General features: G+C 67.8%; 28 protein-coding genes. 17 read left to right on the plus strand and 11 right to left on the minus strand.

What is annotated here, in order from left to right; translation table 11 throughout:
• Positions 1–94: 94 nt before the first annotated feature.
• The gene (locus ASD47_RS11795) at positions 95–607 is read right to left on the minus strand and encodes a hypothetical protein (protein WP_056756289.1); all 513 of its coding nucleotides are present in this window, start codon (positions 605–607) and stop codon (positions 95–97) included.
• 149 nt (positions 608–756) lie between these two features.
• On the opposite strand from ASD47_RS11795, the gene pelA reads away from it, so the two are divergent.
• The 5 genes from pelA to ASD47_RS11820 all read left to right on the plus strand — a co-directional run bounded on the left by pelA (position 757) and on the right by ASD47_RS11820 (position 6,343).
• Entirely contained in the window at positions 757–2,079 is a 1,323-nt protein-coding gene (pelA, locus tag ASD47_RS11800) for a pectate lyase (protein WP_056756292.1), read from the plus strand.
• 105 nt (positions 2,080–2,184) lie between these two features.
• Positions 2,185–4,614, plus strand: a complete 2,430-nt coding sequence (locus ASD47_RS11805) for a TonB-dependent receptor (RefSeq protein ID WP_056756295.1) — start codon at positions 2,185–2,187, stop codon at positions 4,612–4,614.
• A 167-nt stretch (positions 4,615–4,781) separates the two neighbouring features.
• Positions 4,782–5,123 (plus strand): helix-turn-helix transcriptional regulator, encoded by a 342-nt coding sequence (locus ASD47_RS11810; RefSeq protein ID WP_056756297.1) that lies wholly within the window; start codon positions 4,782–4,784, stop codon positions 5,121–5,123.
• A gap of 29 nt (positions 5,124–5,152) precedes the next feature.
• A complete protein-coding gene (locus tag ASD47_RS11815) occupies positions 5,153–5,626 on the plus strand; it encodes an SRPBCC family protein (protein WP_056756300.1) in 474 nt (157 codons plus the stop codon).
• 63 nt (positions 5,627–5,689) lie between these two features.
• Positions 5,690–6,343 carry a glutathione S-transferase family protein gene (locus ASD47_RS11820; RefSeq protein WP_056756303.1) on the plus strand — a complete coding sequence of 218 codons (654 nt, stop codon included), beginning with the start codon at positions 5,690–5,692 and terminating at the stop codon, positions 6,341–6,343.
• 155 nt (positions 6,344–6,498) lie between these two features.
• On the opposite strand, the gene ASD47_RS11825 is transcribed toward ASD47_RS11820, so the two are convergent.
• Both ASD47_RS11825 and ASD47_RS11830 read right to left on the minus strand, forming a co-directional pair.
• Positions 6,499–7,125, minus strand: coding sequence for a glutathione S-transferase family protein (locus ASD47_RS11825; protein ID WP_056756307.1), 627 nt, complete (start codon positions 7,123–7,125; stop codon positions 6,499–6,501).
• 78 nt (positions 7,126–7,203) lie between these two features.
• A complete protein-coding gene (locus ASD47_RS11830) occupies positions 7,204–7,383 on the minus strand; it encodes a hypothetical protein (RefSeq protein ID WP_056756310.1) in 180 nt (59 codons plus the stop codon).
• Positions 7,384–7,585: 202 nt separating this feature from the next.
• Here ASD47_RS11830 and ASD47_RS11835 point away from each other — a divergent pair, with 202 nt between their 5' ends.
• The 4 genes from ASD47_RS11835 to ASD47_RS11850 all read left to right on the plus strand — a co-directional run bounded on the left by ASD47_RS11835 (position 7,586) and on the right by ASD47_RS11850 (position 14,073).
• Positions 7,586–9,118: an MFS transporter gene (locus tag ASD47_RS11835; protein WP_056756312.1), complete on the plus strand. Its 1,533-nt coding sequence runs from the start codon at positions 7,586–7,588 to the stop codon at positions 9,116–9,118.
• Between the two features lie 788 nt (positions 9,119–9,906).
• Positions 9,907–11,217 carry an adenylosuccinate lyase gene (gene purB / locus ASD47_RS11840; protein WP_056756315.1) on the plus strand — a complete coding sequence of 437 codons (1,311 nt, stop codon included), beginning with the start codon at positions 9,907–9,909 and terminating at the stop codon, positions 11,215–11,217.
• 196 nt (positions 11,218–11,413) lie between these two features.
• Positions 11,414–11,914: a DNA-deoxyinosine glycosylase gene (locus tag ASD47_RS11845; protein ID WP_056756319.1), complete on the plus strand. Its 501-nt coding sequence runs from the start codon at positions 11,414–11,416 to the stop codon at positions 11,912–11,914.
• Between the two features lie 146 nt (positions 11,915–12,060).
• A complete protein-coding gene (locus ASD47_RS11850) occupies positions 12,061–14,073 on the plus strand; it encodes a M13 family metallopeptidase (RefSeq protein ID WP_056756324.1) in 2,013 nt (670 codons plus the stop codon).
• A 66-nt stretch (positions 14,074–14,139) separates the two neighbouring features.
• Here the strand turns inward: ASD47_RS11850 and ASD47_RS11855 are convergent, their stop codons facing one another.
• Together ASD47_RS11855 and ASD47_RS11860 are read right to left on the minus strand one after the other, a co-directional pair.
• The gene (locus ASD47_RS11855; RefSeq protein ID WP_056756328.1) at positions 14,140–14,559 is read right to left on the minus strand and encodes a DUF1842 domain-containing protein; all 420 of its coding nucleotides are present in this window, start codon (positions 14,557–14,559) and stop codon (positions 14,140–14,142) included.
• Positions 14,560–14,808: 249 nt separating this feature from the next.
• The gene (locus ASD47_RS11860) at positions 14,809–15,126 is read right to left on the minus strand and encodes a DUF1476 domain-containing protein (RefSeq protein WP_012287466.1); all 318 of its coding nucleotides are present in this window, start codon (positions 15,124–15,126) and stop codon (positions 14,809–14,811) included.
• 395 nt (positions 15,127–15,521) lie between these two features.
• Between ASD47_RS11860 and purC the strand changes: the two genes are divergently transcribed.
• The 4 genes from purC (at position 15,522) to purQ (ending at position 17,956) form a co-directional block, all read left to right on the plus strand.
• Positions 15,522–16,280, plus strand: coding sequence for a phosphoribosylaminoimidazolesuccinocarboxamide synthase (gene purC, locus ASD47_RS11865; protein ID WP_035070989.1), 759 nt, complete (start codon positions 15,522–15,524; stop codon positions 16,278–16,280).
• Positions 16,281–16,290: 10 nt separating this feature from the next.
• The gene (gene purS / locus ASD47_RS11870) at positions 16,291–16,530 is read left to right on the plus strand and encodes a phosphoribosylformylglycinamidine synthase subunit PurS (RefSeq protein ID WP_056756332.1); all 240 of its coding nucleotides are present in this window, start codon (positions 16,291–16,293) and stop codon (positions 16,528–16,530) included.
• A gap of 116 nt (positions 16,531–16,646) precedes the next feature.
• On the plus strand, positions 16,647–17,132 hold the full coding sequence (locus ASD47_RS11875; RefSeq protein WP_056756336.1) for a DUF3291 domain-containing protein: 486 nt from the start codon (positions 16,647–16,649) through the stop codon (positions 17,130–17,132).
• Between the two features lie 161 nt (positions 17,133–17,293).
• Complete coding sequence (purQ, locus tag ASD47_RS11880; protein ID WP_056756340.1) at positions 17,294–17,956, plus strand: phosphoribosylformylglycinamidine synthase subunit PurQ; 663 nt, start codon at positions 17,294–17,296, stop codon at positions 17,954–17,956.
• Between the two features lie 152 nt (positions 17,957–18,108).
• Here the strand turns inward: purQ and ASD47_RS11885 are convergent, their stop codons facing one another.
• Complete coding sequence (locus ASD47_RS11885; protein WP_056756343.1) at positions 18,109–18,819, minus strand: hypothetical protein; 711 nt, start codon at positions 18,817–18,819, stop codon at positions 18,109–18,111.
• 142 nt (positions 18,820–18,961) lie between these two features.
• Between ASD47_RS11885 and ASD47_RS11890 the strand changes: the two genes are divergently transcribed.
• Complete coding sequence (locus ASD47_RS11890; RefSeq protein WP_056756346.1) at positions 18,962–20,884, plus strand: CocE/NonD family hydrolase; 1,923 nt, start codon at positions 18,962–18,964, stop codon at positions 20,882–20,884.
• A gap of 200 nt (positions 20,885–21,084) precedes the next feature.
• On the opposite strand, the gene ASD47_RS27140 is transcribed toward ASD47_RS11890, so the two are convergent.
• The 4 genes from ASD47_RS27140 to ASD47_RS11905 all read right to left on the minus strand — a co-directional run bounded on the left by ASD47_RS27140 (position 21,085) and on the right by ASD47_RS11905 (position 22,579).
• Positions 21,085–21,243 carry a hypothetical protein gene (locus ASD47_RS27140; RefSeq protein WP_163232014.1) on the minus strand — a complete coding sequence of 53 codons (159 nt, stop codon included), beginning with the start codon at positions 21,241–21,243 and terminating at the stop codon, positions 21,085–21,087.
• Positions 21,244–21,327: 84 nt separating this feature from the next.
• Positions 21,328–21,924: a peptidylprolyl isomerase gene (locus tag ASD47_RS11895; protein WP_056756349.1), complete on the minus strand. Its 597-nt coding sequence runs from the start codon at positions 21,922–21,924 to the stop codon at positions 21,328–21,330.
• Positions 21,921–22,316 (minus strand): type II toxin-antitoxin system VapC family toxin, encoded by a 396-nt coding sequence (locus tag ASD47_RS11900; protein ID WP_056756352.1) that lies wholly within the window; start codon positions 22,314–22,316, stop codon positions 21,921–21,923. Before ASD47_RS11900 ends, ASD47_RS11895 begins: the two co-directional genes overlap by 4 nt.
• Entirely contained in the window at positions 22,313–22,579 is a 267-nt protein-coding gene (locus tag ASD47_RS11905; protein ID WP_056756354.1) for a type II toxin-antitoxin system VapB family antitoxin, read from the minus strand. Before ASD47_RS11905 ends, ASD47_RS11900 begins: the two co-directional genes overlap by 4 nt.
• A gap of 67 nt (positions 22,580–22,646) precedes the next feature.
• Here ASD47_RS11905 and purL point away from each other — a divergent pair, with 67 nt between their 5' ends.
• Complete coding sequence (purL, locus tag ASD47_RS11910) at positions 22,647–24,860, plus strand: phosphoribosylformylglycinamidine synthase subunit PurL (RefSeq protein WP_056756357.1); 2,214 nt, start codon at positions 22,647–22,649, stop codon at positions 24,858–24,860.
• Between the two features lie 12 nt (positions 24,861–24,872).
• Positions 24,873–25,226: a hypothetical protein gene (locus ASD47_RS11915; RefSeq protein WP_156402220.1), complete on the plus strand. Its 354-nt coding sequence runs from the start codon at positions 24,873–24,875 to the stop codon at positions 25,224–25,226.
• Here the strand turns inward: ASD47_RS11915 and ASD47_RS11920 are convergent.
• Positions 25,223–25,723, minus strand: a complete 501-nt coding sequence (locus tag ASD47_RS11920; protein WP_235525865.1) for a helix-turn-helix domain-containing protein — start codon at positions 25,721–25,723, stop codon at positions 25,223–25,225. The two genes, ASD47_RS11915 and ASD47_RS11920, sit on opposite strands and share 4 nt — an antisense overlap.
• Positions 25,724–25,882: 159 nt before the next feature.
• Between ASD47_RS11920 and ASD47_RS11925 the strand changes: the two genes are divergently transcribed.
• The gene (locus tag ASD47_RS11925; RefSeq protein WP_156402221.1) at positions 25,883–26,692 is read left to right on the plus strand and encodes an SDR family oxidoreductase; all 810 of its coding nucleotides are present in this window, start codon (positions 25,883–25,885) and stop codon (positions 26,690–26,692) included.
• Positions 26,693–26,703: the final 11 nt, after the last annotated feature.

Raw genomic sequence — 26,703 nt, forward strand, 5'->3', positions numbered from 1 at the left:
CGTGGACCGACGCCTACAACCTTGCCCGCCCACACGCCGGCATCAAAGGTCTCACACCCTGGCAGCGTGTGAACAACCTTCTTGGAAACGACACCTAGGTCCGCCGCCAGGCGAGCATGTGCGGGAAGGGCCTCGCACCGGCGGCCTTGGCGCGGTGGGGTTCGACCGTCAGGCCCCACATGGCCAGCATCGGCACGCCGACATAGCCGCCCTGGCTGAACATCTCGGCCAGAGCCTTGCCGCCGCCGCGATAGCCGCCGTCGTGGAACGGCACCGAGGCGTCCAGCCCCATGTGCGTCGCGGCGGCGAAGGACCAGGCCAGGGCGGCCATCTCCTCGCCGGGATCGTCGGAGACGCCCTCGTCAGGTCGGCCCGGATCGCTCACCGCCACGTGGCCGGCTTCGTGCAGCAGGTCGCCCGGCCAGGCCAGGCGCGCCGGATCCACTTGCAGACCGTCGCCCGTCACCGCCACGCCCGGCAGGAAGGTCTCGCCCTCCAGAGCCGAGACCTCGACCGGGATGCCAACCTGGCGCAGGAACGCGACGATGCGGCCGACCAACGGGTCGGCGAACTCACTGGCCAAGATCTCGGCCGCGCCTGGCGTCACCGCTCATCCTCCTGCCTGGAGCGGATCAAAGCCGCCCGTCGCGCCTTCGTAAAGCGGGCCCTTCGCGCGCCGAAAAATGGGGTGCGTTCCGATCGCTTTGGGCGGACCGTTCTGCAACGGCCGAGCTCGGCCCATCGTCGGACCCGCCCATGACTTTCCGTCCCTTCCCCGCCGCGGCGCTGAGCGCTGCCCTGCTGTGCAGCGCAGCGCCCCTGGCTCAAGCCGCCGTGATCGGAACCAACACGCCCGCCCAGTCCATAAGCGCCGCGCGCATCGACGCCCTGCCCGCCCAGGACCGCGGCGCCTGGAAGGCCTACCTGGCGCGCTCCGAGCAGCAGAACCTGGCCGATCGGGCGGCCCTGGCCGCCGAGCTGAAACCGGACCAGCCGCCCCCGCCGCCGCCTGAAGAAGGTCCCGGCGGTCCCAAGGCCATGCCGCTTGACCGCGACGCGGCCTGGTACGCCACGCCCGAGGCTCGCCACATCGCCGACGTCATCGTCAGCTTCCAGACTCCGGCTGGCGGCTGGAGCAAGAACCAGCCGCGCACCGGCGCCCTGCGCCAGCCGGGCCAGCCCTACGCCGCCGACAACGTCTCCAAGCATCTGGGCGTGGACGACTTCGACACCCCGCGCGATCCGCGCTGGAACTATGTCGGCACCCTGGACAACGACGCCACCATCACCGAGCTGCGCTTCCTGGCCCGGGTCGCCGGACAGGCGCCGGGGCCGGCGGGCGAGGCCTGGCGGGCCAGCTTCCTGCGGGGCGTGCGCTACCTGCTGGCGGCCCAGTTCCCGAACGGCGGCTGGCCTCAGGTCTGGCCGCTGGAAGGCGGGTATCACGACGCCATCACCTATAACGACGACGCCGTCACCGAGGCCGCGTCCCTGCTGACCGACGTCGCCAACGGCCAGGGCGACTACGCCTTCGCACCGGCCGAGCTTCGCAAGCAAGCCGCTTCGGCCGCCGACCGGGCGGTGACCTGCGTCCTGGCCACCCAGGTCATCGTCGACGGCAAGCGCACGATCTGGGCCCAGCAACACGACGCCTTGACCCTGAAGCCGGTGGCGGGCCGCAACTTCGAACCGGCCGAGCTGTCGACCGAAGAAAGCGCCGACCTGCTGCTCTATCTGATGAGCCTGCCCAACCCGTCGCCAACCCTGGTGAAAGCCGTCCACGCCGGCGCCGACTACCTGGCCGCCCACGCGATCTACAACCAGGCCTGGGCGGGAGGACGCGACACCGAGGGCGGCCGTCGGCTGACGCCCAAGCCGGGCGCCGGCCCGCTGTGGGCCCGCTACTACGCCAAGGCCACCAACACCCCTGTGTTCGGCGACCGCGACAAGACCATCCATGACGACGTCAACGCGCTGAGCCTGGAGCGCCGCAATGGCTACGCCTGGTTCAACACCAGCCCAAAAAAGGCGCTGGACGCCTACGCCGCCTGGAAAAAGGCCCATCCGGCGGCGGGCTGAGGCGGCGTCATGAACCCGTCGCCAAACCCTCGTCGAAGCGTCGCGCGCTTGCCCTAACACCCCGGACCTTGAAACGCCCGACAGGGGCGGAGGTCGGAGGGTTCCATGCTCATCAAATCTGCTCGCCACGTCCTGCTGGCGGCCAGCGCGTTCGGCGTGCTGGCGATCGCCTCGGTCGCCCAGGCGGCGGACGTCCCGCTCTCGGCCGCGGTCGAGCCGGCCGCCGAACCCGCCGAACCCGCCGACGCGGTCGAGCAACTGCTGGTCACCAGCCTGTCCGCCACCCGCTCGGCCGTGCAGCTCAGCGGTTCGGAAATGCAGAAGATCCTGCCGGGCCTTTCGCCACTGAAGGCGATCCAGACCCTGCCGGGCGTGCTCTACGTGACCGCCGACCCCTGGGGCAACAACGAGCAGAACACCTCGCTGTTCATCCACGGCTTCAACGGCCAGCAGCTGGGCTACACCCTGGACGGCGTGCCGCTGGGCGACCAGAGCTACGGCAACTACAACGGCCTGTCGCCGCAGCGCGCGGTGATCAGCGAAGCGGTCGGCAAGGTCATCCTGTCGTCGGGCGCCGGCTCGCTGGGCACCGCTTCGACCAGCAATCTGGGCGGCGCCGTCGAGACCTTCACCAGCGATCCGCGCGCCCAGTTCGGCGGCCAGCTGAACGAAACGGTCGGCAGCTACGCGACCACCCGCACCTTCCTGCGCGTCGACACCGGCACGTTCGGCGGCAACAACACCGCCTATTTCGCCTACGCCCACCAGGACGCCCGGGCCTGGGACTTCCGCGGCCACCAGGGCGGCGACCAGGCCAACCTGAAATACGTGCGCGACGGCGAGGCCGGCAAGCTGACGTTCTACCTGTCCTATTCCGACAAGATCGAGCCGAACGAGGACGGCACCACCCGCTACATCCCGGGCCGCGCCGGCAAGCCCTATGACAGCTACCAGCCCTACACCCGCCCGTTCTTCTATCCGGACTTCCACGCGGCGCTGGACTATCTGGACGCGGCCGGCAACTACCCCGTCTCGGAAGGCGAGAACTACCGCAACTACTTCAGCGCCGCCCAGCGCACCGACTATCTGAGCTATCTGAAATACGACGCCAAGCTGGCCGACAACGTCACCTGGTCGAACCAGGTCTACTATCACGATGACCACGGCCGCGGCATCGTCGCGGGCCCGATCCGGGTGGCGGGCCTGCCGGCCCTGTTCAACTTCTATTTCCCCAATCAGGACCTGAAGAAGGTGTTCGGCAATTCGGGTTATGCGACCCGCACCACCGAGTACCAGATCGATCGCCTGGGCGGGATCTCGACCCTGAGCGCCACGATCGGCGAACACCAGATCGAGGCCGGCTTCTGGTATGAGCACAACAAGTCGTCGGCCTATCGCCGCTGGTACCCGTTCGACGTCAACCACCCGACCACGCCCTACGACGTGCCGACCGGCTGGCTGATCACCCAGTACGGCAGCGAGATCGACAACAAGGTCTACCAGTTCCACATCCAGGACCAGTGGCGCATCCGCGAGAACCTGGTGCTGCAGGGCGGCTTCAAGAGCAGCGTGCAGGACGCCACGGGCGCGGTGCCGGTGCAGCCGATCGTCGGCTCCCTGGTCAATTCCACCGGCCTGCCGGTGGGCAATATCAAGACCAAGGAGTGGTTCCTGCCCCAGCTGGGCGCGGTCTGGACTCTGGACGGCGGCATGGAGGCCTTCGTCAACGTCCAGAAGAACCTGCGCCACTTCCAGACCTATGGCGGCGGCGGCCTGTCGCCGTTCAGCCTGGGCAGCCAGGCGGCTTTCGACCAGTTCAAGCGGACCGCCGAACCTGAAACCGCCTGGACCTACGAGGCCGGCGTGCGGGGCAAGCGCGAGGTCGCCTTCGGGCCGATCACCGGCATCGACGGCCAGCTGAGCGTCTATCACACCGACTTCAGCAACCGCCTGCTGGGCGTGGCGCCGTCGGCGGCGGCGATCTCGATCATCGGCGGCGCGGCCATTGTCCAGAATGTCGGCGCGGTGAAGACCGACGGGGTCGACCTGGCCCTGACCCTGCAGCTGGGCGATCACTTCTCGTTCTACGACGCGGTCTCCTACAACCGGTCGGTCTATCAGGACGACTATACCAGCGGCTCGACCACGGTCGGCGGCGTCATCACCCCGACGGTCGTGCGCATCGCCGGCAAGAAGGTCCCCGGCAGCCCCGAATGGATGAACAAGTTCGTGGCCAGCGCCAATTTCGGCGCGTTCGAGGCCCAGCTGATCGGCGACTATGTCGGCGAACGGTTCGCGACCTACACCAACGACCTGAAGGTGGACAGCTACCTGCTGCTGAGCCTGCAGGTCAGCTACGACTTCCAGACCCCAGCCAACTGGCCGATCGACAACCTGAAACTCAGCGCCAACATCACCAATCTCGGCCAGAAGAAGGGCGACCTGAACGTCACCGTCTCGCAGCCGGCCGGCAGCTATTCGACCTTCCCGATCCCGCCGCGCCAGGGGTTCGTCGCCCTGTCCACGCGGTTCTAGCGTCGAGCGGCCCGGCGCCGATCCTCCCCTTTCGGCCCCGCGGGCCTGCTCGCGTCGAACGCCCCGGACCTTGCGTCCGGGGCGTTTTTCGTCGGGCGGACCAAAATACTTAGGTAATTGCCAAACTATCTGTTGACGCTAGGCGCGGCGCGAAGATACTTAGGCACATGACTAACCAACAACCCTCGCTCGACCTGATGTTCCAGGCGCTGGCCGATCCCAGCCGGCGCAGCATCGTCGAGCGGCTCTGCGCCGGCCCGGCCTCGGTCAGCGAACTGGCCCAGCCCCTGGCGATGTCCCTGCCCTCGGTGATGCAGCACCTGCAGCTGCTGGAGGGCAGCGGCCTGATCCGCTCGGAGAAAGTGGGACGGGTGCGGACCTGCCGCCTGGAACCGGAGGCCCTCAGCGCCGCCGAGACCTGGATCAACGAACGCCGCGTGCTCATGGAACGCAAGCTCGACCGCCTGGGGGAGTACCTGCGCGCCACGGCCGGCGACGAAGACAACTGACCTTCAACACACGCAAAGAGGATACGACCATGACCGAACGCTCCGTTGTCCACGCCACCTTCGTCATCAACCGGGTCTACGACGCCTCGCCGGCCCGGGTGTTCAAGGCGTTCTCAAATTCCGAGGCGCGCGACCGCTGGTTCGTGAAGTCGGAGGGCTGGCCGGTGGCCGAATACACCTACGATTTCCGGGTCGGCGGCCAGGAGCACGGCCGCTTCAGCCCCGACGGCAAGATGATCGTCCTGAACGAGACCACCTACTGGGACATCGTTCCGGACCAGCGGATCATCAGCGCCTACGCCATGGACATCGACGGCAACCGCATCTCGGTGTCGGTCGCCACGATCGAGCTGAAGCCGGAGGGCAAGGGCACGCGCCTGACCTACACCGAACAGGGCGCGTTCCTGGACGGCTACGACATCCCCGCCCAGCGCGAGGCCGGGTGCCGCGACCTCTACGAAAAGCTGGCGGTCGAGCTGGAGCGCCAGGGCGAAGACGCCTGACGCCGCGCCACGAGCCGGGGACACGCCCGTAAACGTGTCCCCGCCCCCCTTTCCGGAGTTCCCATGTCCCTGACCCTGCACATGCACCCGCTGGCCTCGTACTGCTGGAAGGTGCTGATCGCCCTCTACGAGAACGACACCCCGTTCGAGGCCCGTCTGGTCGACCTGAGCGACCCCGCGGTCGTGGCCGCGTTCAAGACGCTGTGGCCGACGGCCAAGATGCCGCTGCTGGTCGACAAGGCGCGCGACCGTACGGTCCCGGAAACCTCGATCATCATCGAATACCTGCAGACGGCCTATCCCGGTCCGGTGCGGTTCATCCCCGACGACGCCGAGGGTGCGTTGCGGGTGCGGCTGCTGGACCGCCTGTTCGACAACTATGTCCAGGAGTCGATGCAGAAGATCGTCGGCGACCGGATACGGCCGGCCGACGCCAAGGACTCGCATGGCGTGGCCCACGCCCGCGCGCAGCTGGCCATGGCCTACGACCTGCTGGAAGGCCAGTTGGCGGGACGGACCTGGGCGGCGGGCGAGGCCTTCAGCCTGGCCGACTGCGCGGCGGCCCCCGCCCTGTTCTACGCCAACAAGGTGGCGCCGCTGGGCGGGAGCCATCCCACCGTCTCGGCCTATCTCGACCGCCTGCTGGCCCGTCCGTCGTTCGCGCGGGTGCTGCAGGAGGCCGAACCCTATTTCGCGATGTTCCCGACCGGGGACTGACCTTTGGGCGAACCGGCCTTCGAGCCCAGTGCGTGGTCCTCGTCCTTCGGCAAGCCCAGGATGAGGACCATTGTGCGGGCCGCGGCGGTAGAAAACCTCATCCTGAGCCTGCCGGAGGACGAGGTTTCCAGGGCCGGATGGGCGGCTTGGCCTCCTCAGGCTAGGCTGTCCGCCTCCCAGGCCAGGAACTCTGGCGTCTGCAGCAGGCGCTCGCAATAGGCGCCGGCCGCGCCGGTGTCGCCATAGTCCGACAGGTGGATCCCATAGGTGCGGAAGCGGGTCGCCACCGGGGTGTAGAAGGCGTCGGCGATCGACCAGTCGCCCAGCAGGAACGGCCCGCCCGAGCGCTTGAGCAGCTGGTTCCAGCGCTCGACGATCTTGCGCACATCCTTCTGGGTGGCCTCGGAGATCGCCACGGCGGCGGGGGCGACTTCCAGCGCCATCGGGCATTCGCCGCGCAGCGAGGTGAAGCCCGAATGCATCTCGGCCGCCGCCGACCGGCCCAGGGCCCGCAACGCGGCGTCCTGCGGCCACAGCTTGGCGGTCGGGAACGTCTCGGCCAGATATTCGCAGATCGCCAGCGAATCCCAGACCACCAGGTCGCCGTCCTTGAGCGCCGGCACCAGATGGCTGGGCGAGTGCTTGGCGATCTCGGCCTCGGAGGCTCCGGCCTGGCGCAGCTCGATCACCGTTTCCTTGAACGGTTGGCCCGTGCGCTTCAGCGCCAGCCAGGGGCGCAGCGACCAGCTGGACCACTTCTTGGTGCCGACGACGATTTCCATGGCGAGCCTCCTTGGCGAACGGGGGGAGCCCTGGGCTTAGCCCGAGCGCTCGTCCGGGACAACGCCGCCAGCTGTCGCCTAGTCGTTTTCGCCGGCCGGCGGCCGTGGAAAGACGTAGGCCCAGGGACACGGCTCGGCGGGCGGGCCAGGATCGCGGGCCAGGGCGCGGAGCGTCCGGGCGCGGTTCAGTTCCTCGACGGGAACGATCTCGGCGGACCGGGCGGTCGGCGCGGGTTGCGGACGGGGCAAGGCGTACATGGCGGACCTCCTGCAAGACCGTCTGTCGCGGCCGTGCGCCCATTGAAGACTCTCGCGCCTGAACGAGCCCGGGCGCCCTCGTTGTCCGGCGTTCATCCAGCGGCCGCCAAACCGCCCGGATTTCCCCTCTGGCCTTGGCGCTTCCGTTACGTCTACAGTCGGCCAAACGATTAGAACAAATGTTTGAAGGGAGAGGCCCAGGATGGCGCAGGCGAAGACGCCGAGCGGCGCGAAGCCGCCATTTTCGCAAGCCGGCGGACCGCCGCTGTATTCGAACGGCTACAAGGCCGCGGTGCTGGGGCTGCTGCTGGCCACCTACACCTTCAACTTCATCGACCGCACGATCATCGCCACCATCGGCCAGGCCATCAAGGTCGACCTCAAGCTGACCGACACCCAGCTGGGCCTGCTGGGCGGCCTGTACTTCGCCCTGCTCTACACCCTGCTGGGCATCCCGATCGCCCGGATGGCCGAGCGCTGGAACCGGGTGACGATCATCTCGGTGTCGCTGGTGATCTGGTCGGGCTTCACGGCCCTGTGCGGCAGCGCCTCCAGCTTCGCCCAACTGGCCCTCTACCGCTTCGGCGTCGGGGTCGGCGAGGCCGGCTGCTCGCCGCCCAGCCATTCGCTGATCAGCGACTATTACGAGCCCAAGAAGCGCGCCTCGGCCCTGTCGATCTATTCGTTCGGCATTCCCCTGGGCACGATGTTCGGGGCGGTGGCCGGCGGCTGGCTGGCCCAGGAGTTCAGCTGGCGCGTGGCCTTCGTGATCGTCGGCCTGCCCGGCATCCTGCTGGCCGTGCTGGTCAAGCTGGTCGTCAAGGAACCGCCGCGCGGCCATTCGGAGGTCAAGGAACGGCCCCTGGAAGCCGAGGACGTCGTCATCGAGCCGGCCAAGCCGCCGTTCTCGCTGGTCAACGAATTCAAGGAGCTGGGCGCGGTCATGGCCGTGCTGTTCGGCAAGTGGCCCGTGCTGCACATGATGCTGGGCGTGACCATCGCCTCGTTCGGCTCGTACGGCTCGGGGGCGTTCGTGCCGCCCTATTTCGTCCGCGGCTTCGGCCTGGGCCTGGCCGAGGTCGGCCTGATCGTCGGCCTGATCGGCGGCTTCTCGGCCGGGGTCGGAACCCTGGTCGGCGGCTTCCTGACCGACTGGTCGGGCAAGCGCAGCGCCAAGTGGTACGCCCTGGTGCCGGCCCTCGGTCTTTTGATCTGCACGCCGATCTACATCACCGCCTATCTGCAGACCGACTGGAAGATGCTGGCCCTGATCCTGCTGGTTCCGGGGATCTTCCACTATACCTACCTGGCCCCGACCTTCGGCGTCGTCCAGAACTCGGTCGAGCCGCGCCGCCGCGCCACCGCCACGGCCCTGCTGTTCTTCTTCCTCAACTTGATCGCCCTGGGCGGCGGGCCGTGGTTCACGGGCTGGCTGATCGACCATCTGGCCCAGTTCAACTTCAACCATCCGGGGTCGACCGGCATCTTCCACGCCCTAGGCGGCGCGTTCACCGAGCCCGGCGCGGCCAGCTTCACCGCCCAGTGCCCGGGCGGCCTGGCCCCCAAGGGCTCGCCCGCCGACCTGGCCGCGCTCTGCAAGGGCGCCATGGCCCGCTCGACGCAGCAGGGCATCATTGTCCTCCTGTGCTTCTACGCCTGGGCCGCCCTGCACTACGCCCTGGCCGCCATCGGCATGGTCAAGCACATGCGGGAGCGGGCGGCGGCCCAGGCTTAAGGCCGGGCTGGGGACAGGCGCATGCGCCTGTCCCCGATCGCGGACGCGGCTTCGCCGCCTCACGCGAAAACCGCTGAGCTTGATGGGAAGGGTGCGAAGCGCCCGGGCCTCGCCCGGAGTAGCTTGATGTTTTGTACCGTTTCGACGAAGACGAGCGCTTCGCGCGGCCGTTATCCGGAAGCCTTCGGGTCGCGGATTTTTAACCCGCTCCGATGGAGGCCCCCGACGGGCAGGACGTTGGCGCGTCCTGGACCGCCTGGGCGATTTCAGCCCAGGCCTGTTGCGTCCGCCGATCCTTCGTCGCCAGGGCTTCGTCCTGTGTTGCAAGGAACCTGCCCAGGACGTCCGAAGCGTCACTCAAGACCACCGACAAACGCTTCCCGCTCGACCACCCCCGAAGGCCGCATCGGTCGCCGTACGTGCGCCCTCCCCATGCCTTCAGGTGGGATCAGGATAAGGGCGGTCTGAAGGGGTGGGGATCAAATCGGGTCGAGAAAGTTCAAGGCATTGAAATCGCGGGGCTTTGCTCGCAATAGGCCGAGCATAAGTCCTTTCCCTCCCCCTCGTGGGGAGGGTGGCCCTGGCAGCGCCAGGGTCGGGTGGGGGGCTGCTGAGTCAGCCAGCAAACCCACCGGACGCCCTGCACCGCTCCCCACCCGACCCGCTACGCGGGCCACCCTCCCCACAAGGGGGAGGGAAGCGCCATTCTGGAAACGCTCAGGCCTTCATCCCAAGTAATAATCCCCTTCCCTTGACTCACCCGGCGGACGGGACCAAACGCCCGCCTCATGATCACCCGCTATTCCCGCCCCGAAGCCGCCGCCATCTGGTCCAGCCAGACCAAATACAAGATCTGGTTCGAGATCGAGGCCCACGCCGCCGACGCCATGGCCGAGCTGGGGGTGATCCCCAAGCTCGCTGCCGAGACGATCTGGGAAAAGGGCCGCGACGCGGTCTGGGACAGCGACCGCATCGACGAGATCGAGCGCGTCACCAAGCATGACGTCATCGCCTTCCTGACCCACGTTTCGGAAATCGTCGGCCCCGAGGCCCGCTTCCTGCACCAGGGCATGACCAGCAGCGACGTGCTGGACACCTGCTTCGCCGTGCAGCTCAGCAAGGCCACCGACCTGCTGCTGGAGGACGTCGACCTGATCCTGGCGGCCCTGAAGCGCCGGGCCCTGGAACACAAGATGACGGTGTGCGTGGGCCGCAGCCACGGCATCCACGCCGAGCCGATCACCTTCGGCCTGAAGCTGGCCGGCTACTACGCCGAGTTCCAGCGCGCCAAGGAGCGCCTGGCGATGGCGAAGTTCGAGATCGCCACCTGCGCGATCTCGGGCGCGGTCGGCACCTTCGCCAATGTCGACCCGCGGGTCGAGCAGCATGTGGCCGACAAGATGGGCCTGGCGGTCGAGCCGGTCTCGACCCAGGTGATCCCCCGCGACCGCCACGCGGCCTATTTCGCCGCCCTGGGCGTGGTGGCCTCGTCGGTCGAGCGCCTGGCGACCGAGATCCGTCACCTGCAGCGCACCGAGGTGCTGGAGGCCGAGGAGCCGTTCGATCCCGGCCAGAAGGGCTCGTCGGCCATGCCGCACAAGCGCAACCCGATCCTGACCGAGAACCTGACCGGCCTGGCCCGGCTGGTGCGCTCGGCCGTGACCCCGGCGATGGAGAACGTCGCCCTCTGGCACGAGCGTGACATCAGCCACTCGTCGGTCGAGCGCGGCATCGGCCCGGACGCCACCATCCACCTCGACTTCGCCCTGCGCCGCCTGGCCGGGGTGATCGAGCGCTTCAACATCTATCCCGACAACATGGCCAAGAACCTGGACAAGCTGGGCGGCCTGGTGTTCTCGCAGCGGGTGATGCTGGCCCTGACCCAGAAGGGCGTGTCGCGCGAGGACGCCTATGCCGCCGTGCAGGGCAACTCGATGAAGGTGTGGCGCGGCGAAGGCCTGTTCATCGACTTCCTGAAGGCCGACCCGGTCGTGTCGAAGGCCCTGTCGGACGCCGAGCTCGAGGAGCTGTTCGACTACGGCTACCACACCAAGAACGTCGATGTGATCTTCGAGCGGGTGTTCGGCGAGCAGGGCTGAGGGGGGCCTCGCTCCTACCTTTATATGATCGTCATCCCGGGCCTTGTGCCCGGGACCCCTGGTTCAGCTGATGGTGAAGCGCCTTGGCGCGCAGGCGCGCCACCCCTTTCGCACCTGCGGCGGACAGAGGGGTCCCGGGCACAAGGCCCGGGATGACGACCCTAATATGAAAGGGCGCGAAATCAGGACATCCGGCATGACCCGAAAATCCGGCTTTCCTCCCGTCGTCGACGCGAGCACCCGGGTGCTGATCCTGGGCAGCCTGCCCGGCGAGGCCTCGCTGGCCGCGCGGCAGTATTACGGCAATCCCCGCAACGCCTTCTGGCGGCTGATGGAGGGCGTGCTCGACACCCCGCTGGTCGCCCTGGCCTATGAGGCGCGCCTGGCCGCCCTGCTGTCGCGCGGCGTCGGCCTATGGGACGTGATCGCCGAGGCCGAGCGGCCCGGCAGCCTCGACGCCGCCATCCGCGACCCGGCCGCCAACGACCTGGTCGCGCTGGTCACGAGACTGCCGAACCTGCAACGCGTGGCCTTCAACGGCGGGACGGCGGCCCGGCTGGGCGGGCGGCTGATCGGCGACCGCATCGCCACCCTGGCCCTGCCCTCCTCCAGCCCCGCCCACGCGGCGCGGTCGTTCGAGCAGAAGGCCGCGCTCTGGAATGGACTGCGGGCTTACCTGCCTACCAGAGCCGGCTGACGGTCATCAGAGCTCCGCTTAGCGAGGTAAGTTAGCCAAGACGCGCGAAAGGCAAATCGGGACCGCGCCGCGACATTACAGGTTTTTCATCTGCGCCCCGCCCGGAACTAGGGCAGCATCGCCCGCTTCGAGGGGAGACCTTTCCTATGCGCCTGTTCCTGCTGGCCGCCGTTTCGGCGTTCGCCCTGTCAACAACCCTGCCCGCCGCGGCCCTCGCGGCCGATCCGCCGACCAAGGCGATGTACGGCGACTGGGGCGTCGACCTGACCGCCGGCGACAAGTCCGTCTCGCCGGGGGCCGACTTCGACAAGTACGCCAACGGCGCCTGGGCGGCGCGCACCAAGATCCCCGACGACCAGGCCTCGGCCGGGGTCGGCTACGACGTCTACAACCGCTCGCAGGACCAGCTGCGCACCCTGATCGAGACGGCCGAGCCGTCCACCCAGATCGGCGCGCTGTACAAGAGCTTCATCGACGAGGCCAAGGTCGAGGCGGTCGACGACAAGCCGCTGAAGGCGGACCTGGCGCGGATCGCCGCGATCAAGACCAAGGCCGACTTCGCCGTCGCCATGGGCCAGGCCCAGGGCGGGTTCGGCGGCGGCGTCTTCTCGCTGGACATCTATCCGGACGCCAAGAACCCGGAGGTCAACACCCTCTATGTCGGCCAGGCGGGCCTGGGCCTGCCCGACCGCGACTACTACCTGACCGACGGCTTCAAGCCGCAGCTGGCGGCCTATAAGGCCTTCGTCGAGCGGGCCCTGAAGATGGCCGGCTATCCGGACCCGGCAAAGAGCGCCGCCGACGTCGTGGCCTTCGAGACCAAGATCGCCCAGGCCAGCTGGCCGGTCGCCGACCGCCGCGACATCGACAAGACCTACAACCCGACCACCGCGGCCGAGCTGGCGACCTTCGCGCCCTTCCCCTGGACGCCTTACCTGGCCGCCGCCGGCATGCCGGGCCTGAGCAAGATGGTGCTGGGCGAGAAGACCGCCGTGCGCGACATCGCCAAGATCTATGACGAGACGCCGCTGGAGACTCTGAAAGCCTGGCAGACCTTCAACATCGTGGCCGAGACCTCGCCCTACCTGTCCAAGCGCTTCGTCGACAGCCGGTTCGAGTACACCAAGGTCCTCAGCGGCCAGTCGGCCCTGCGGCCCCGCTGGAAGCGCGGCGTGCAGCTGGTCGACGGCAGCCTGGGCGAGATGGTCGGCCAGACCTATGTCGCCAAGTACTTCCCGCCCAGCTCCAAGGCCCAGATGGTCGAGCTGATCGCCAACCTGAAGACGGCCATGGCGGCCCGGATCGAAAAGGCGCCGTGGATGAGCCCGGCGACCAAGGCCGAGGCCCTGACCAAGCTGAGCAAGATGCAGGTGATGGTCGGCTATCCCGACAAGTGGCGCGACTATTCGGGCCTGAAGCTGGACGCCGGCGACCTCTACGGCAATGTCGCGGCCAGCCGGCGCTTCGAGTGGGCCTATACGCTGAGCGACCTGGGCAAGCCGGTCGACCACGGCAAGTGGGGCATGACCCCGCAGACCGTCAACGCCTACAACGGCGGGCTGGAGAACAAGATCGTCTTCCCGGCCGGCATCCTGCAGGCCCCCTATTTCGACCCGGCCGCCGACCCGGCGGTGAACTACGGGGCGATCGGCGCGGTGATCGGTCACGAGATCAGCCACGGCTTCGACGACCAGGGCCGCAAGATCGACGCCACAGGCAAGCTGCGCGACTGGTGGACCGCCGAGGACGCCAAGCGCTTCGACGCCCAGGCCGACGTGCTGGGCAAGCAGTACGACGCCTACCAGCCGGTCCCCGGCGCCCACATCAACGGCAAGCTGACCATGGGCGAGAACATCGCCGACCTGGCCGGCCTGCAGGTGGCCCTGGACGCCTACCACGCCTCGCTGGGCGGCAAGCCGGCCCCGGTGCTCGGCGGGCTGACCGGCGACCAGCGCCTGTTCCTGGCCTTCGCCCAGTCGTGGCAGGAAAAGGCCCGCGACGATTCGCTGAAGCAGCAGATGGCGTCGGACCCGCATGCGCCGTCGTCGTTCCGCGTCGTCGGCCCCACCCGCAATGTCGACGCCTGGTACGACGCCTTCGGGGTCAAGCCCGGCGACGCCTACTACCTCGCGCCCGAGGCCCGCTCGCGGGTCTGGTGACGCGGAAAAGTCCGCGCCGCCCGATGGGGGCCGGGCGACGCGGGCCTACGCCTTGAAACGTCCGGATCAGGCGATGTGCTTGACCGGCACGTGCTCGACGTGGGTGTTCAGGTAGTTGAACCCGCCCGAGCCGTTCCAGGTCTGGTCGACCGAGAGCGCGGCCGTGAACTTGACGAGGAACGAGCCGATAGCGGGCGGCGGCACGCTGTAGACGAACTCGCCGCTCAGCGAGACCAGCTGGTGGTTGGGGCCAAAACCGGTCTGATAGATCTGGCCGGTAACCGGGAAGCGATGGTTGCCGCCCAGCACCGCCTGGTTCACCTCGGCGATGCCGCTGACATGGCCCGAGGCCGCCTGGACGGTCAGGGCCAGGTTGACGATCGGCGCGCCGGGCGTGCCGACGTTGCCGACCACCGCCTTGACGAAATAGAGCCCGACCTTGTCGCCGGCCTTCTGGGTATGAAGGGTACCAACATCGTCAGCCATGGACGCATCCTCCTGTTGTAGGTCGACATAAGATCGACCTTTGCGAGAGTGATACATCCGAGACGCGACGACACCTAAAGGAAACCTGAGCGAGCTTTCTCTTTTTCTATCTACCTATAGGCGTAAACGATCCGTGGACCCCGTCTGGCCGTCGCGCGCCCCCTGAACGGACAAGGCCCGGCCGCGGTGAACCGCGCGGCCGGGCCTTGCACACTCATTAGAATTATTCGCGGCCACAGCCGCCGGGCTCTACTCGCCGGCGGCGATCTGGCCGCGGGCCAGGGCCAGCAACTCGTCCATCTTCCGGCGGACCTCGCCCTCGCTGACATTGACGCCCGAACCCTTCAGGTCGCCGGCGACCTTGCGCAGCACGTCCTCGTCGCCGGGCTGTTCGAAATCGGACTTCACGACGGCGCGGGCGTACTCCTCGACCGTCGCCAGGCCCATCAGCTCGGCCGCCCATTCGCCCAGCAGGCGATTGCGGCGCGCGGTCGCCTTGAATTCCTGTTCCTGCTCCAGCGCGAACTTGCGTTCGAAACCCTGTTCGCGGTCGTCGAAGGTGGTCATGAAAGCCCCAATAGTCTCTGAGCCGGCTGCATATCCTCTGGCGAGCCGCCGGGCAATCGTAAGCAACGCCGCAGCGGCGCCGATCCGCTCACAATCGCGCCGATCCGGCTGGAGCAAACCACGCGATACGGGAATTGCGCGGCTTGCTCCAGCTTTTTGCCTTCGCATCCCCTTTTTGCGGAAAACCGGCGTCCGCTTTTCCGCGCGATGCTCCGGGCCTGTTTGCGCCAGGGGCCGCGTTCGGCTAGTTTCGGGACGACATTTTTCGTGAGCGGCCTTGAGTCGAACGCCGCGCGCAGCTATCCGCCGCGCGCGCTTTTCGTTTCTCCGGAGATTTTCCGGACCGGTTTCCGGACAGGGGCGCGCCCGCAACCAGAAGGGCCTCGACGAGAGCCATGACCACCCGCCGCAAGAAGATCTACGAAGGCAAGGCCAAGATCCTGTACGAGGGCCCCGAGCCGGGCACCCTCATCCAGTACTTCAAGGACGACGCGACCGCCTTCAACGCCCAGAAGAAGGCGGTCCTCGAGGGCAAGGGCGTGATCAACAACCGCATCAGCGAGTACATCATGACTCGCCTGAACGGCATCGGCGTGCAGAACCACTTCATCCGCCGCCTGAGCCTGCGCGAGCAGCTGATCAAGGAAGTCGAGATCATCCCGCTCGAGGTGGTGGTGCGCAACATCGCCGCCGGCTCGATCGCCACGCGCCTGGGCCTGACCGAAGGCACCCCGCTGCCGCGCTCGATCATCGAGTTCTACTACAAAGACGACAAGCTGGGCGACCCGATGGTCTCCGAGGAGCACATCACCGCGTTCAACTGGGCCGCCACCCAGGAGATCGACGACATGATGGCCATGGCCCTGCGGGTGAACGACTATCTGTCGGGCCTGTTCAGCGGCGTGGGCATCACCCTGGTGGACTTCAAGATCGAGTTCGGCCGCGTCTACGAAGGCGACTTCAGTCGCGTGATCCTGGCCGACGAGATCAGCCCCGACAGCTGCCGGCTGTGGGACTCGGCCACCAACGAGAAGATGGACAAGGACCGGTTCCGCCGCGACCTGGGCAATGTCATCGAAAGCTATACCGAGGTGGCCCGCCGCCTCGGCATCATGAAGGAAATGCCCACCGTCATCCAAGGCGGCGTGCACTAGGCGAGTGAAAATGAAAGCCAAGGTTCAAGTGTTCCTCAAGCCCGGCGTCCTCGACGTCCAGGGCAAGGCCGTCGAAGCCGCCCTGCACGGCCTGGGCTGGGCCGACGTGTCGGGCGTGCGGGTGGGCCGCACCATCGAGTTCGACCTGACGCAGACCGACGCCGCCAAGGCCGAGGCCGAGGTCAAGGCCATGTGCGACAAGCTGCTGGCCAATACGGTCATCGAGAGCTACCGCGTCGAGATCGCCTGACGATCAAGGCCGGACCCAAGATCAGGCGCCCTCCTCCGGGAGCGGCGCTTTTTCTTTGCGCGGCGTCTTCCGCTCCCGCTTCGCCGCCCCATGTTCGGTGAAATCGGAGGAAATCCATGAGCGCGAAGTTTCACCTGGCCCAGGTCAATATCGGTCGCCTGCGCGCGCCGATCGACCACCCGATGATCAAGGACTTCGCCGATAATCTCGACCCGATCAACGCCCTGGCCGAAGCTTCGCCCGGCTTCGTCTGGCGCCTGACGGGCGACGGCAACAACGCCACCGACCTGCAGCCGTTCGACGACGCCCTGGTCGCCATCAACATGTCGGTCTGGACCGACGTCCCGTCGTTGGGGGCCTATGTCTATCGCAGCGGCCACGTGCAGTTCATGCGCCGCCGCCGCGAATGGTTCGAGCACATGGACCTCTACATGGTGCTGTGGTGGGTCCCGGCCGGTCACCGTCCGACCATCGAGGAAGCCAAGGCCAAGCTGGCCCTGCTGGAGGCCCACGGCCCGACGCCGGAGGCCTTCACGTTCAAGATCCCCTTCCCCGCGCCCGACGAGGCCAGCGTGGAGCCGGTGCTGGACGAGTGCGCGTAGGGGCCGCGCGAAGAGCCCCCTCCGGCCCTTCGGGCCACCTCCCCCAGAGGGGGAGGATCTACGCCGCGCCAGATGCTCCCCCTCTGGGGGAGCTGTCGCGAAGCGACTGAGGGGTCTTTCCGCGCTGACAACCCCCACGAACGGTGCTACAGGCCCGCGCCATGAAAGCCGCCGTCGTCGTCTTCCCCGGTTCCAATTGCGATCGTGACTGCAAGGTCGCCATCGAGCGCTCCGCCGGAGCCCGCGTCGAGATGGTCTGGCACCAGGAGACGGCCCTGCCGGAAGACCTGGACCTGATCGTCCTGCCGGGCGGTTTCTCCTACGGCGACTACCTGCGCTGCGGGGCCATGGCCGCCCAGAGCCCGGTGATGCGCGAAGTGATCAAGGCCGCCGACGACGGCGTCGCGGTCGTGGGGATCTGCAACGGGTTCCAGGTGCTGTGCGAGGCGGGCCTGCTGCCCGGCGCCCTGCTGCGCAACGAGAAGCTGAAATACATCTGCAAGCCGGTGGCCCTGGACGTGGTCAACAGCCAGACCCGCTTCACCGCCAGCTTCGGCGAGCAACGCTCGGCCGTCATGACGGTCGGCAATGGCGAAGGCAACTTCTTCGCCGACGAGCAGACCCTGGACCGCATCGAGGGCGAGGGCCAGGTGGTGTTCCGCTACCAGGACAATCCCAACGGCTCGGCCCGCGACATCGCCGGCGTCATGAACGCCAAGGGCAACGTGCTGGGCCTGATGCCCCACCCCGACCGCTCGTTCGACCCCGACCTGGGCTCGGAAGACGGCGCCCTGCTGTTCCGCAGCATCTTCGCCTCGGCCTGATCTAGAGCGAATCGGCCTTCAAGGCCGTGCGTGGTCCTCGTCCTTCGACAAGCTCAGGATGAGGACCTTTAGAGGCCCAGGGCGCAGAAAACCTCATCCTGAGCTTATCGAAGGACGAGGTTTTCGCCCCCAGAGCTGAACGTCGATCCAGGCTACGGCTTCGGCGCAACCAGCGTCCATTCGCCGTTCTTGCGCACGACCTTGGTCGTCCTCCAAGCCGACGGCGGCAGTTCGCCGGCCAACAGTTCGCCGTTCTTGTCGCGGTACTTCGGCGACAGCACCTTCAGCTGCAGCACCTCGTCGCTGAGCCAGACCGGGTCGCAGGCGTAGTCGGCGTCGATCGCCTGGCTTTCGAACCGGCCATCCTTGTAATCGACGATCTCTATGCCGTTGAACTCGTTGATCAGGCTGTCGTCGCCGACCGCCGCGATCGCCTTGCCGCTCGGCGAGGCCAGCGGCGGGCCGCCCATCTCGATCGACTGGCCGCTGCGCGGGTCGATCAGCCGCCAGGCCAGGTCCTCGTAGCGCAGCACGAACACCACCTCGAGGCCAGATCGCGCCCAGCCGCCCAGATATTCGAACTCCTCGCCACCATCGCCGTCGCCGTCGACCATCCTGGTCTTCAGCCGCACCTTGCCCAGCGTCAGCACCTTGCCGCTGCGCTTGACCCGTCCCTGCGAGGCCGCGATGGCCTTGGCCTCCTGCCCCGGCACGCCGACGGTCAGCCCTTCCCCGGCGTTCTCGCCGCCATGGCAGCGCCGATGGGCGTAGTTGTCGCGAAGATCCAGGTCCGGCGCGGCGGTCGCGGGCTGGGCGGCCAGGGCGGACACCAGGGCGACGCCCGCCAGGAAAACGCTACGCATGAAACACCCACCGACTCGCCGATCAGCGGGCAAGGGAGCACGCGGCCGTCGCCGGCTCAAGTCGCCGCGCCGACCGGTGTTACACTATAGCGCCCCTCGAAAACCGCTCCTAAGGTGCGCTCAACCCTTGGGGAGCTTTTCGATGAGTCTCGCATCCGCCTTCCGCGCCGGCCTGCTGGCCGCCGCCGCCCTGACCGCCTTCGCCACCGCCGGCTCTCTTCAGGCTTGGGCCCAGACCCCGGCCCTCACCCCGGACATCGACGGCAAGTACGTCGCGCCCAAGGTCGGCTACGACTACGACAAGCGCGTGGTGATGATCCCGATGCGCGACGGGACCAAGCTCTACACCGTGATCGTCGTGCCCAAGGGCGCCAGGAACGCGCCGATCCTGCTGACCCGCACGCCCTACAACGCCGCCAAGCGCACCGCGCGCAACGACAGCCCGTCGATGCTGGCCACCCTGTCCCAGGGCGACGAGGTGTTCGTCAAGGACGGCTATATCCGGGTCATCCAGGACATCCGCGGCAAGTACGGCTCGGAGGGCGACTATGTGATGACCCGCCCGCTGAAGGGGCCGCTGAACAACAGCGAGGTCGACCACGCCACCGACGCCTACGACACCATCGAGTGGCTGACCAAGAACGTGCCCGAGAGCAACGGCAAGGTTGGCATGCTGGGGTCGTCCTACGAGGGCTTCACCGTGGTCATGGCCCTGGTGAACCCGCATCCGGCCCTGAAGGTGGCCGCGCCGATGAGCCCGATGGTCGACGGCTGGATGGGCGACGACTGGTTCCACTTCGGCGCCTTCCGGCAGGTGAACTTCGACTACTTCACCGGCCAGACCACCAAGCGCGGCGCCGGCGACGACATCGTGCGCCGCAGCCCCGACGACTACGAGAACTTCCGCCGGGCCGGTTCGGCTGGAGACTACGCCAAGGCCAACGGGCTGGACGTGCTGCCCTGGTGGAAGAAGCTGACCGAGAACGCCGCCTACACGCCGTTCTGGAGCCAGCAGGCGCTGGACAAGACCATGGCCGAGCAGCCGCTGAAGGTGCCGACCATGTGGATTCAGGGCCTGTGGGACCAGGAGGACATGTGGGGCGCGGTGCACGCCTACGCCGCCACCGAGCCCAAGGACACGGCCAACGACAAGAGCTACCTGGTGCTGGGTCCCTGGCGGCACAGCCAGGTGAACTATGACGGCTCCAGCCTGGGCGCGTTCAAGTGGGACGGCGACACCGCCCTGCAGTTCCGCCGCGACGTGCTGCTGCCGTTCTTCAACCAGTACCTGAAGGACGGCGCGCCCAAGGCCGACACCCCGCCGGTGCTGATCTACGACCCCGGCCAGAACCGCTGGGACCGCTACAAGAGCTGGCCGCAGGGTGGCGACAAACCCCTGTACCTGACCGAGAAGGGCGGCCTGTCGTTCAGCGCCCCCGCCCCGGCCAAGGGCGCGGCGGCCTATGACGAATATGTCTCCGACCCGGCCAAGCCCGTGCCCTACATCCCGCGGCCGATGAAGTTCGGCGACCGCGACCGCTGGACGCCCTGGCTGCTGACCGACCAGCGCGCCGTGGCCGACCGTACCGACGTGCTGAGCTACGTCTCCGAGCCCCTGACCGCGCCGCTGAAGATCGCCGGCGTGCCCAAGGTCAACCTGACGGCCTCGACCAGCGGCACGGACAGCGACTGGGTGGTCAAGCTGATCGACGTCTTCCCCGACGAGGTTCCCAGCCAGCCTGAGCTAGGCGGCTATCAGCTGGCCGTCGGCATGGACATCTTCCGGGGCCGCTACCGCGAGAGCTTCAGCGCGCCCAAGGCGCTCAAGCCCAACACGCCGCTGAAATACCAGTTCATCCTGCCGACCGCGAACTACACCTTCCAGCCGGGCCACCGGATCATGGTCCAGGTGCAGTCCAGCTGGTTCCCGCTCTATGACCGCAACCCGCAGACCTTCACGCCCAACATCTTCTTCGCCAAACCCGGCGACTATGTGAAGGCGACGCAGCGGGTCTACCACGCGGGCGACACAGCCAGCTTCATTGAGCTGCCGGTGGTGCAGTAACAGCAAAACCCTCCCCCTGTGGGGGAGGCGGCCGAAGGCCGGTGAGGGGAGCCTTCGGATCATCGATCCCGGGTGCGGCGCCTGCCGATCACTCCCCCCTCCGTCGGCTTCGCCGACACCCCCCCATAGGGGGAGGATCTAAGAAAAGGGGCCGGCGGTAAACCGCCGGCCCCTCCTTCACATTCACGGAGCGGTCTTCTTCAGCGTTGCTGCTGATCCTTCTGGTTGGCCTGGCCGCCGGGATTGCGGCCCTGCTCGTTCTGGCGGTCGCGGTCGCCCTGCTGCTGCTGCTGGCCCGGGGACTGTCGCTGCGGGTCGTTCTGCTGCTGTTGCGGGCCGCGGGTTTTGTTGTCACCCATGAGCTTTCTCCTTGGACAGCGCGCCGATCGCGCACGGAGAAGAAAACGGCTCGGGAGTCCGCCCGTTCCTAGCGCCAAGCTGCCTTAGTTCCGGCTTAGCTTTTGAATCTTCACCGGATTTTCCAGAATTTGGCCTTTCATGTAGGGATCGTCGGCCTTGCGGAGCGTGGGGGCGTCGTGGATCCTGCGGACCACGTCCATCCCCTCGACCACCTTGCCGAAGGCCGCGAAGCCCTGGCCGTCCTTGTTGCGGGCCCCGCCGAAGTCCAGGGCCGGGTTGTCGCCCAGGCAGATGAAGAACTCCGACCCCGCCGTGCCCGGCTTGTCCCGCGCCATCGAGATCACCCCGTCGGTGTGCCCGATCCCCGTGACCTTGGTGGTCTCGTGGGCGATGGCGGGCAGCGGGCTGTCGTCGCGGTTCAGCCCGCCCTGGATGACGCTGATGGTGGCCGGGTTGTTGTCGTTCTTCGGCGAGACGGTCCGGTAGAAGGTCCCGCCGTCCAGCAAATGCCGGTCCGCATAGGCCAGGAAGTTGGCCACGGTGACCGGCGCCTTGTCTGGATAGAGCTCGATGACGATCGGGCCCAGATCCGTGACCATCCGCACCCGGACGGGGCCCGCGCCGGCGGCGGTCAGCGGCAGGGCGGCGGCGAGCGCGAGCAGGTGGCGGCGGGAGATCATGGGGCGGCTCGCTTCACGTCAGTGTGGATGAAGTCATTTCCCTTGAACAGCAGGGGTTCATCCAGAGACTTGGCCAGGGCGTAGCTGAAGCTGTCGCCATAGTTCAGATCGGCGTCGTGGCGGCTCTTTCCATAGACCCGCCGCGCCTCGGCGGCGGCGTAGGCCTGCTCGGCCGTCACCGCGACGATCTCGATCCTCAGTTGGGCAAGGTCGCGGTTCAGCAAGGCGATTCCGGTCAAAGCGCTGGTCCGGCGCATATAGACCTCCGCCGCCTCGACATAGGACGCCGCCGACATCAGCCTACGCTTGGCGCGCAACAGCAGGACGTAGAAGGCGTCGCGTTCCGGTTCGCGCAGGGCGATGGCCAGCAGGGCGGACGTGTCGACGATCATCCGATCGGCTGACCGTGCTCGTCATAGAGCTCAGCCTCGATCTCGCGCCAATCGCGAGGGTCGAGGATTGGGCGTGCGTCCAGCTCGGCGAAGAACGCCTGCTTGGTCGCCTCTTCGGCCTCCGACAGAGCATAGGGCTCGGAAAGCCGGGCGACCTTTTCGACCAGAGCCTGATGAATCGCTTCGGTCAAACTTTCGCCCGTGGCGTCCGCGACCTGGCGAGCCAGCGCCTCGGTCTCCGCGCGCTTGATGCTGATGCCCATTCTAGAAACACCTTTGATCTTTCTAGAATATAGCGGAATCCCCCGGGCCACGCTAGAAGGCCCGCCCATGAGCACCTCGACCGCCCCCGCGAAGTCCATGGCCGACACGGCCGCCGAATTCGGTCTCAAGCCGGAGGAGTACGCCGTCGTCCTCGACCGCCTGGGCCGGGAGCCCAACCTGGTCGAGCTGGGGGTGTTCTCGGTGATGTGGTCCGAGCACTGCTCGTACAAGTCGTCGAAGAACCAGCTGAAGAAGTTCCCGATCACCGGCCCGCGGGTGATCTGCGGTCCCGGCGAGAACGCCGGCGTGATCGACATCGACGACGGCGACGCCATCATCTTCAAGATGGAGAGCCACAACCACCCGTCCTACATCGAGCCCTACCAGGGCGCGGCGACGGGCGTGGGCGGCATCATGCGTGACGTGTTCACCATGGGCGCGCGGCCGATCGCCCTGCTGAACGCCCTGCGCTTCGGCGAACCCGACCACCCCAAGACCAAGCGCCTGGTCGACGGCGTGGTCGCGGGCATCGCGGGCTACGGCAACTGCGTGGGCGTGCCCACGGTCGCCGGCGAAACCAACTTCCACAAGGGCTACAACGGCAACATCCTGGTCAACGCCATGTGCGTGGGCCTGGCCGACGCCGACAAGATCTTCTACTCGGCCGCCCCGGGCCCTGGCCTGGCCGTGGTCTATTTCGGCTCCAAGACCGGCCGCGACGGCATCCACGGCGCGACCATGTCGTCGGCCGAGTTCTCCGAGGACTCCGAGGAGAAGCGTCCCACCGTCCAGGTCGGCGACCCCTTCGCCGAGAAGCTGCTGATCGAGGCCACGCTGGAGTTGATGGCGACCGGCGCGGTCGCCGCCATCCAGGACATGGGCGCGGCGGGCCTGACCTCCTCGTCGGTCGAGATGGCCGGCAAGGGCGGAGTCGGCATCGAGCTGAACATGGACATGGTGCCCCAGCGCGAAGAAGGCATGAGCGCCTACGAGATGATGCTCTCGGAAAGCCAGGAGCGCATGCTGGCGGTGCTGAAGCCCGGCCGCGAGCAGGACGGCCACGCTATCTTCGAGAAGTGGGGCCTGGACGCCGCCGTCATCGGCTACACCACCGACACCGGCCACCTGGTGCTCAAGCACCACGGCGAGACGGTCTGCGACGTGCCCCTGGCCCCGCTGTTCGACGACGCGCCGCTGTACGACCGCCCCTGGGTCCAGCCGACCCTGCATCCGCACCTCGACCCGGGCAAGATCCCCGCCCCGGCCGACTGGTCCGCCGCCGTGCTGAAGGTGGTCGGGAGTCCCGACATGGCCTCCAAACGCTGGCTGTGGGAGCAATACGACCGCCACGTGATGGCCGACACCCTGGAAGACAGCGCCACCGGCTGCGACGCCGGCATCGTGCGCATCCACGGCAAGGGCAAGGCCATCGCCGTGACCAGCGACGTCACCCCGCGCTACGTGCAGAACGACCCCTACGAGGGTGGCAAGCAGGCCGTGGCCGAGGCCTGGCGCAACCTGACCGCCGCCGGCTCGACCCCGATCGCCATCACCGACAACCTCAACTTCGGCAGCCCCGAAAAGCCCGAGACCATGGGCCAGATCGTCCGCGCCACCGACGGCATGGCCGAGGCCTGCCGGGCGCTGGACTTCCCGGTCGTGAGCGGGAACGTGTCGCTCTACAACGAGACCAACGGCGTCGCCATTCCGCCGACGCCGACCGTCGGCGCCGTCGGCTTGCTCTCCGACTACGACCTGCGCATGGGCTTCGGCAATGTCGCAGAGGGCGACACCCTGGTGCTGATCGGCGAGACCCACGGCGAACTGGGCGCCTCGATCTATCTGCGCGAGATCCTCGGCCGCGAGGACGGCGCCCCGCCGCCGGTCGACCTGGCCGTCGAGCGCAAGAACGGCGACTTCGTGCGCGGCCTGATCCCCACCGGCCTGGTCGCCGGCCTGCACGACCTGTCGGACGGCGGCCTGCTGATCGCCGCGGCCGACATCGCCCTGGCCAGCAAGGTTGGCGTCACCCTGAACGCCACCAGCCACGCCCACGCCCATCCCTACCTGTTCGGCGAGGACCAGGCCCGCTACCTGCTGGCCACGCCCGACCCGGACGCGGTGCTGGCCGCGGCCAAGGAAGCCGGCGTCCACGCCATCGTGGCCGGCGTGGCCGGCGGCGACGCCTTCGCCTCGACCGACCTGTTCAGCATCCCGCTGGAAACCCTGCGCACGGCCCACGAGGCCTGGCTGCCGGGCTTCATGGGCGCCGTCGCCTAAAGGACCTTCAGTATGCGTATGACCTCCCTCCTGGCGAGCGCCAGCCTCGCCCTGTCGCTGCTGGCCGCCTGCGCGCCCGCGCCGGCCCCGCAACCGGCCGCCCAGAGCGCCGACGCCTCGTGCGCCGCGCGCGGCGGGACGATGCAGCCGGTCGGCCGCCTGCAGCGCCAAACCTGCGTCGTGCCCTATGCCGACGCGGGCAAGACCTGCTCGGACAAGGCCGACTGCCAGGGCGCCTGCATCGCCGAGGGCAACCTGGAGGCCCAGGGCGCCACGACCGGCCAGTGCCAGAAGACCAACGTCCAGTTCGGCTGCTACGCCAAGATCGTCGGCGGCAAGTCGACCGGCGCGATCTGCATCGACTAGGCTCCTCCGGCGGCCTCGCGGTCCGCACCGGAGACTGAAGCCCGCCGCGCCCGGTCCACCTGGGCGACCCGCTCCAGCACGATCGGGCCGGCGGCGGGACCGGCGGCGTAGACGAAGTCTGGGCTGTCCATCGGCCTGCCCGTGCGTCGGTCCACCAGCACCGGCTCGGCCGGCAAGCCGGTGGCCGCCTCGACCATGTGGCTGGCGACGCCCTCGACCGCATAGTGGCGGTTGCCGAACGCCATCAGCGCCGTCATCACCGGCGCGAAGTCGCGCGCCAGGTCGGTCGGCACATACTCATGGCGCACCGGACGCTCCTGATAGGGCCGGCGTTCCAGGAACCCGTCCTCGACCAGGGCCGACAGCCGCCGGGTCAGGATGTTGGGGGCCACGCCCAGGCTCTTCTCGAACTGGTCGAAGCGGGTCAGGCCCTGCAGGGCGTCCCGCAGGATCATCAGGCTCCAGGTGTCGCCCACACGTTCCAGCGTGCGGCCCACGGGGCATTGTCCAGGATCGAAGGCGCGTCGGGTCATGGGCTCAATATAGGCAATCGCTAGCAAATCGAAAGTGAGTGACTTGCATTTCGGAAGTGACTCACCACTTCAGCTCCACGACCGGGCCATGGGGCCTTGGCCAACCCCTACGGGATGAAGACGATGAGCAAGCAAGACCTCCGCGGCGCGGCCCTGATCACCGGCGCTTCCAGCGGCATCGGCGCCACCTATGCCGACCGCCTGGCCCGCGCCGGCCACGACCTGGTGCTGGTGGCCCGCGACACCGCCCGGCTGGAAGCCCTGGCCGCCAAGCTGACCGCCGCCACGGGCGTCAAGATCGACATCCTCACCGCCGACCTGACCAACAAGGCCGACCTGGCCAAGGTCGAGGCCCGGCTGGCCGAGGACGCGGCGATCGACATCCTGATCAACAATGCCGGGGCCGCCCTGGCCGGGGCCTTCGTCGACCAGGACCTGGAGCGGATCGACAGCATGATCCAGCTGAACGTCGTCTCGGTCACCCGCCTGGCCCACGCCGCCGCCAAGGCCTTCGCCGCCCGCGACCGCGGCGCGATCGTCAACATCTCGTCCGTAGTCGGCCTGGCCCAGGAGCTGCAGATGGCCGTCTACGGCGCGACCAAGGCCTACGTGACCTACTTCACCCAGACCCTGCGCCTGCAGCTCTCGCCCAACATCCAGCTCCAGGCCGTGCTGCCGGGCGCGACCCGCACGGAGATCTGGGACCGCTCGGGCAGCGGCGGCGCCGAGGCGCTGGATCCCAACGGCTTGATGGAGGTCGACGACATGGTGGACGCCGCCTTGGCCGGCTTCCGCCAGGGCGAGCTGATCACCATCCCGTCCCTGCCCGACCCGGCCGATTTCACGGCCTATGACGCCGCCCGGACCAAGCTGCTGCCGAACCTGTCGCGCAACCGCTCGGCCGATCGCTACAAGGTCGGCGAGCCGGCCTGATCGGCCTTCAA

This window comes from Caulobacter sp. Root1472, from assembly GCF_001426985.1.
GTDB classification, from domain to species: domain Bacteria; phylum Pseudomonadota; class Alphaproteobacteria; order Caulobacterales; family Caulobacteraceae; genus Caulobacter; species Caulobacter rhizosphaerae.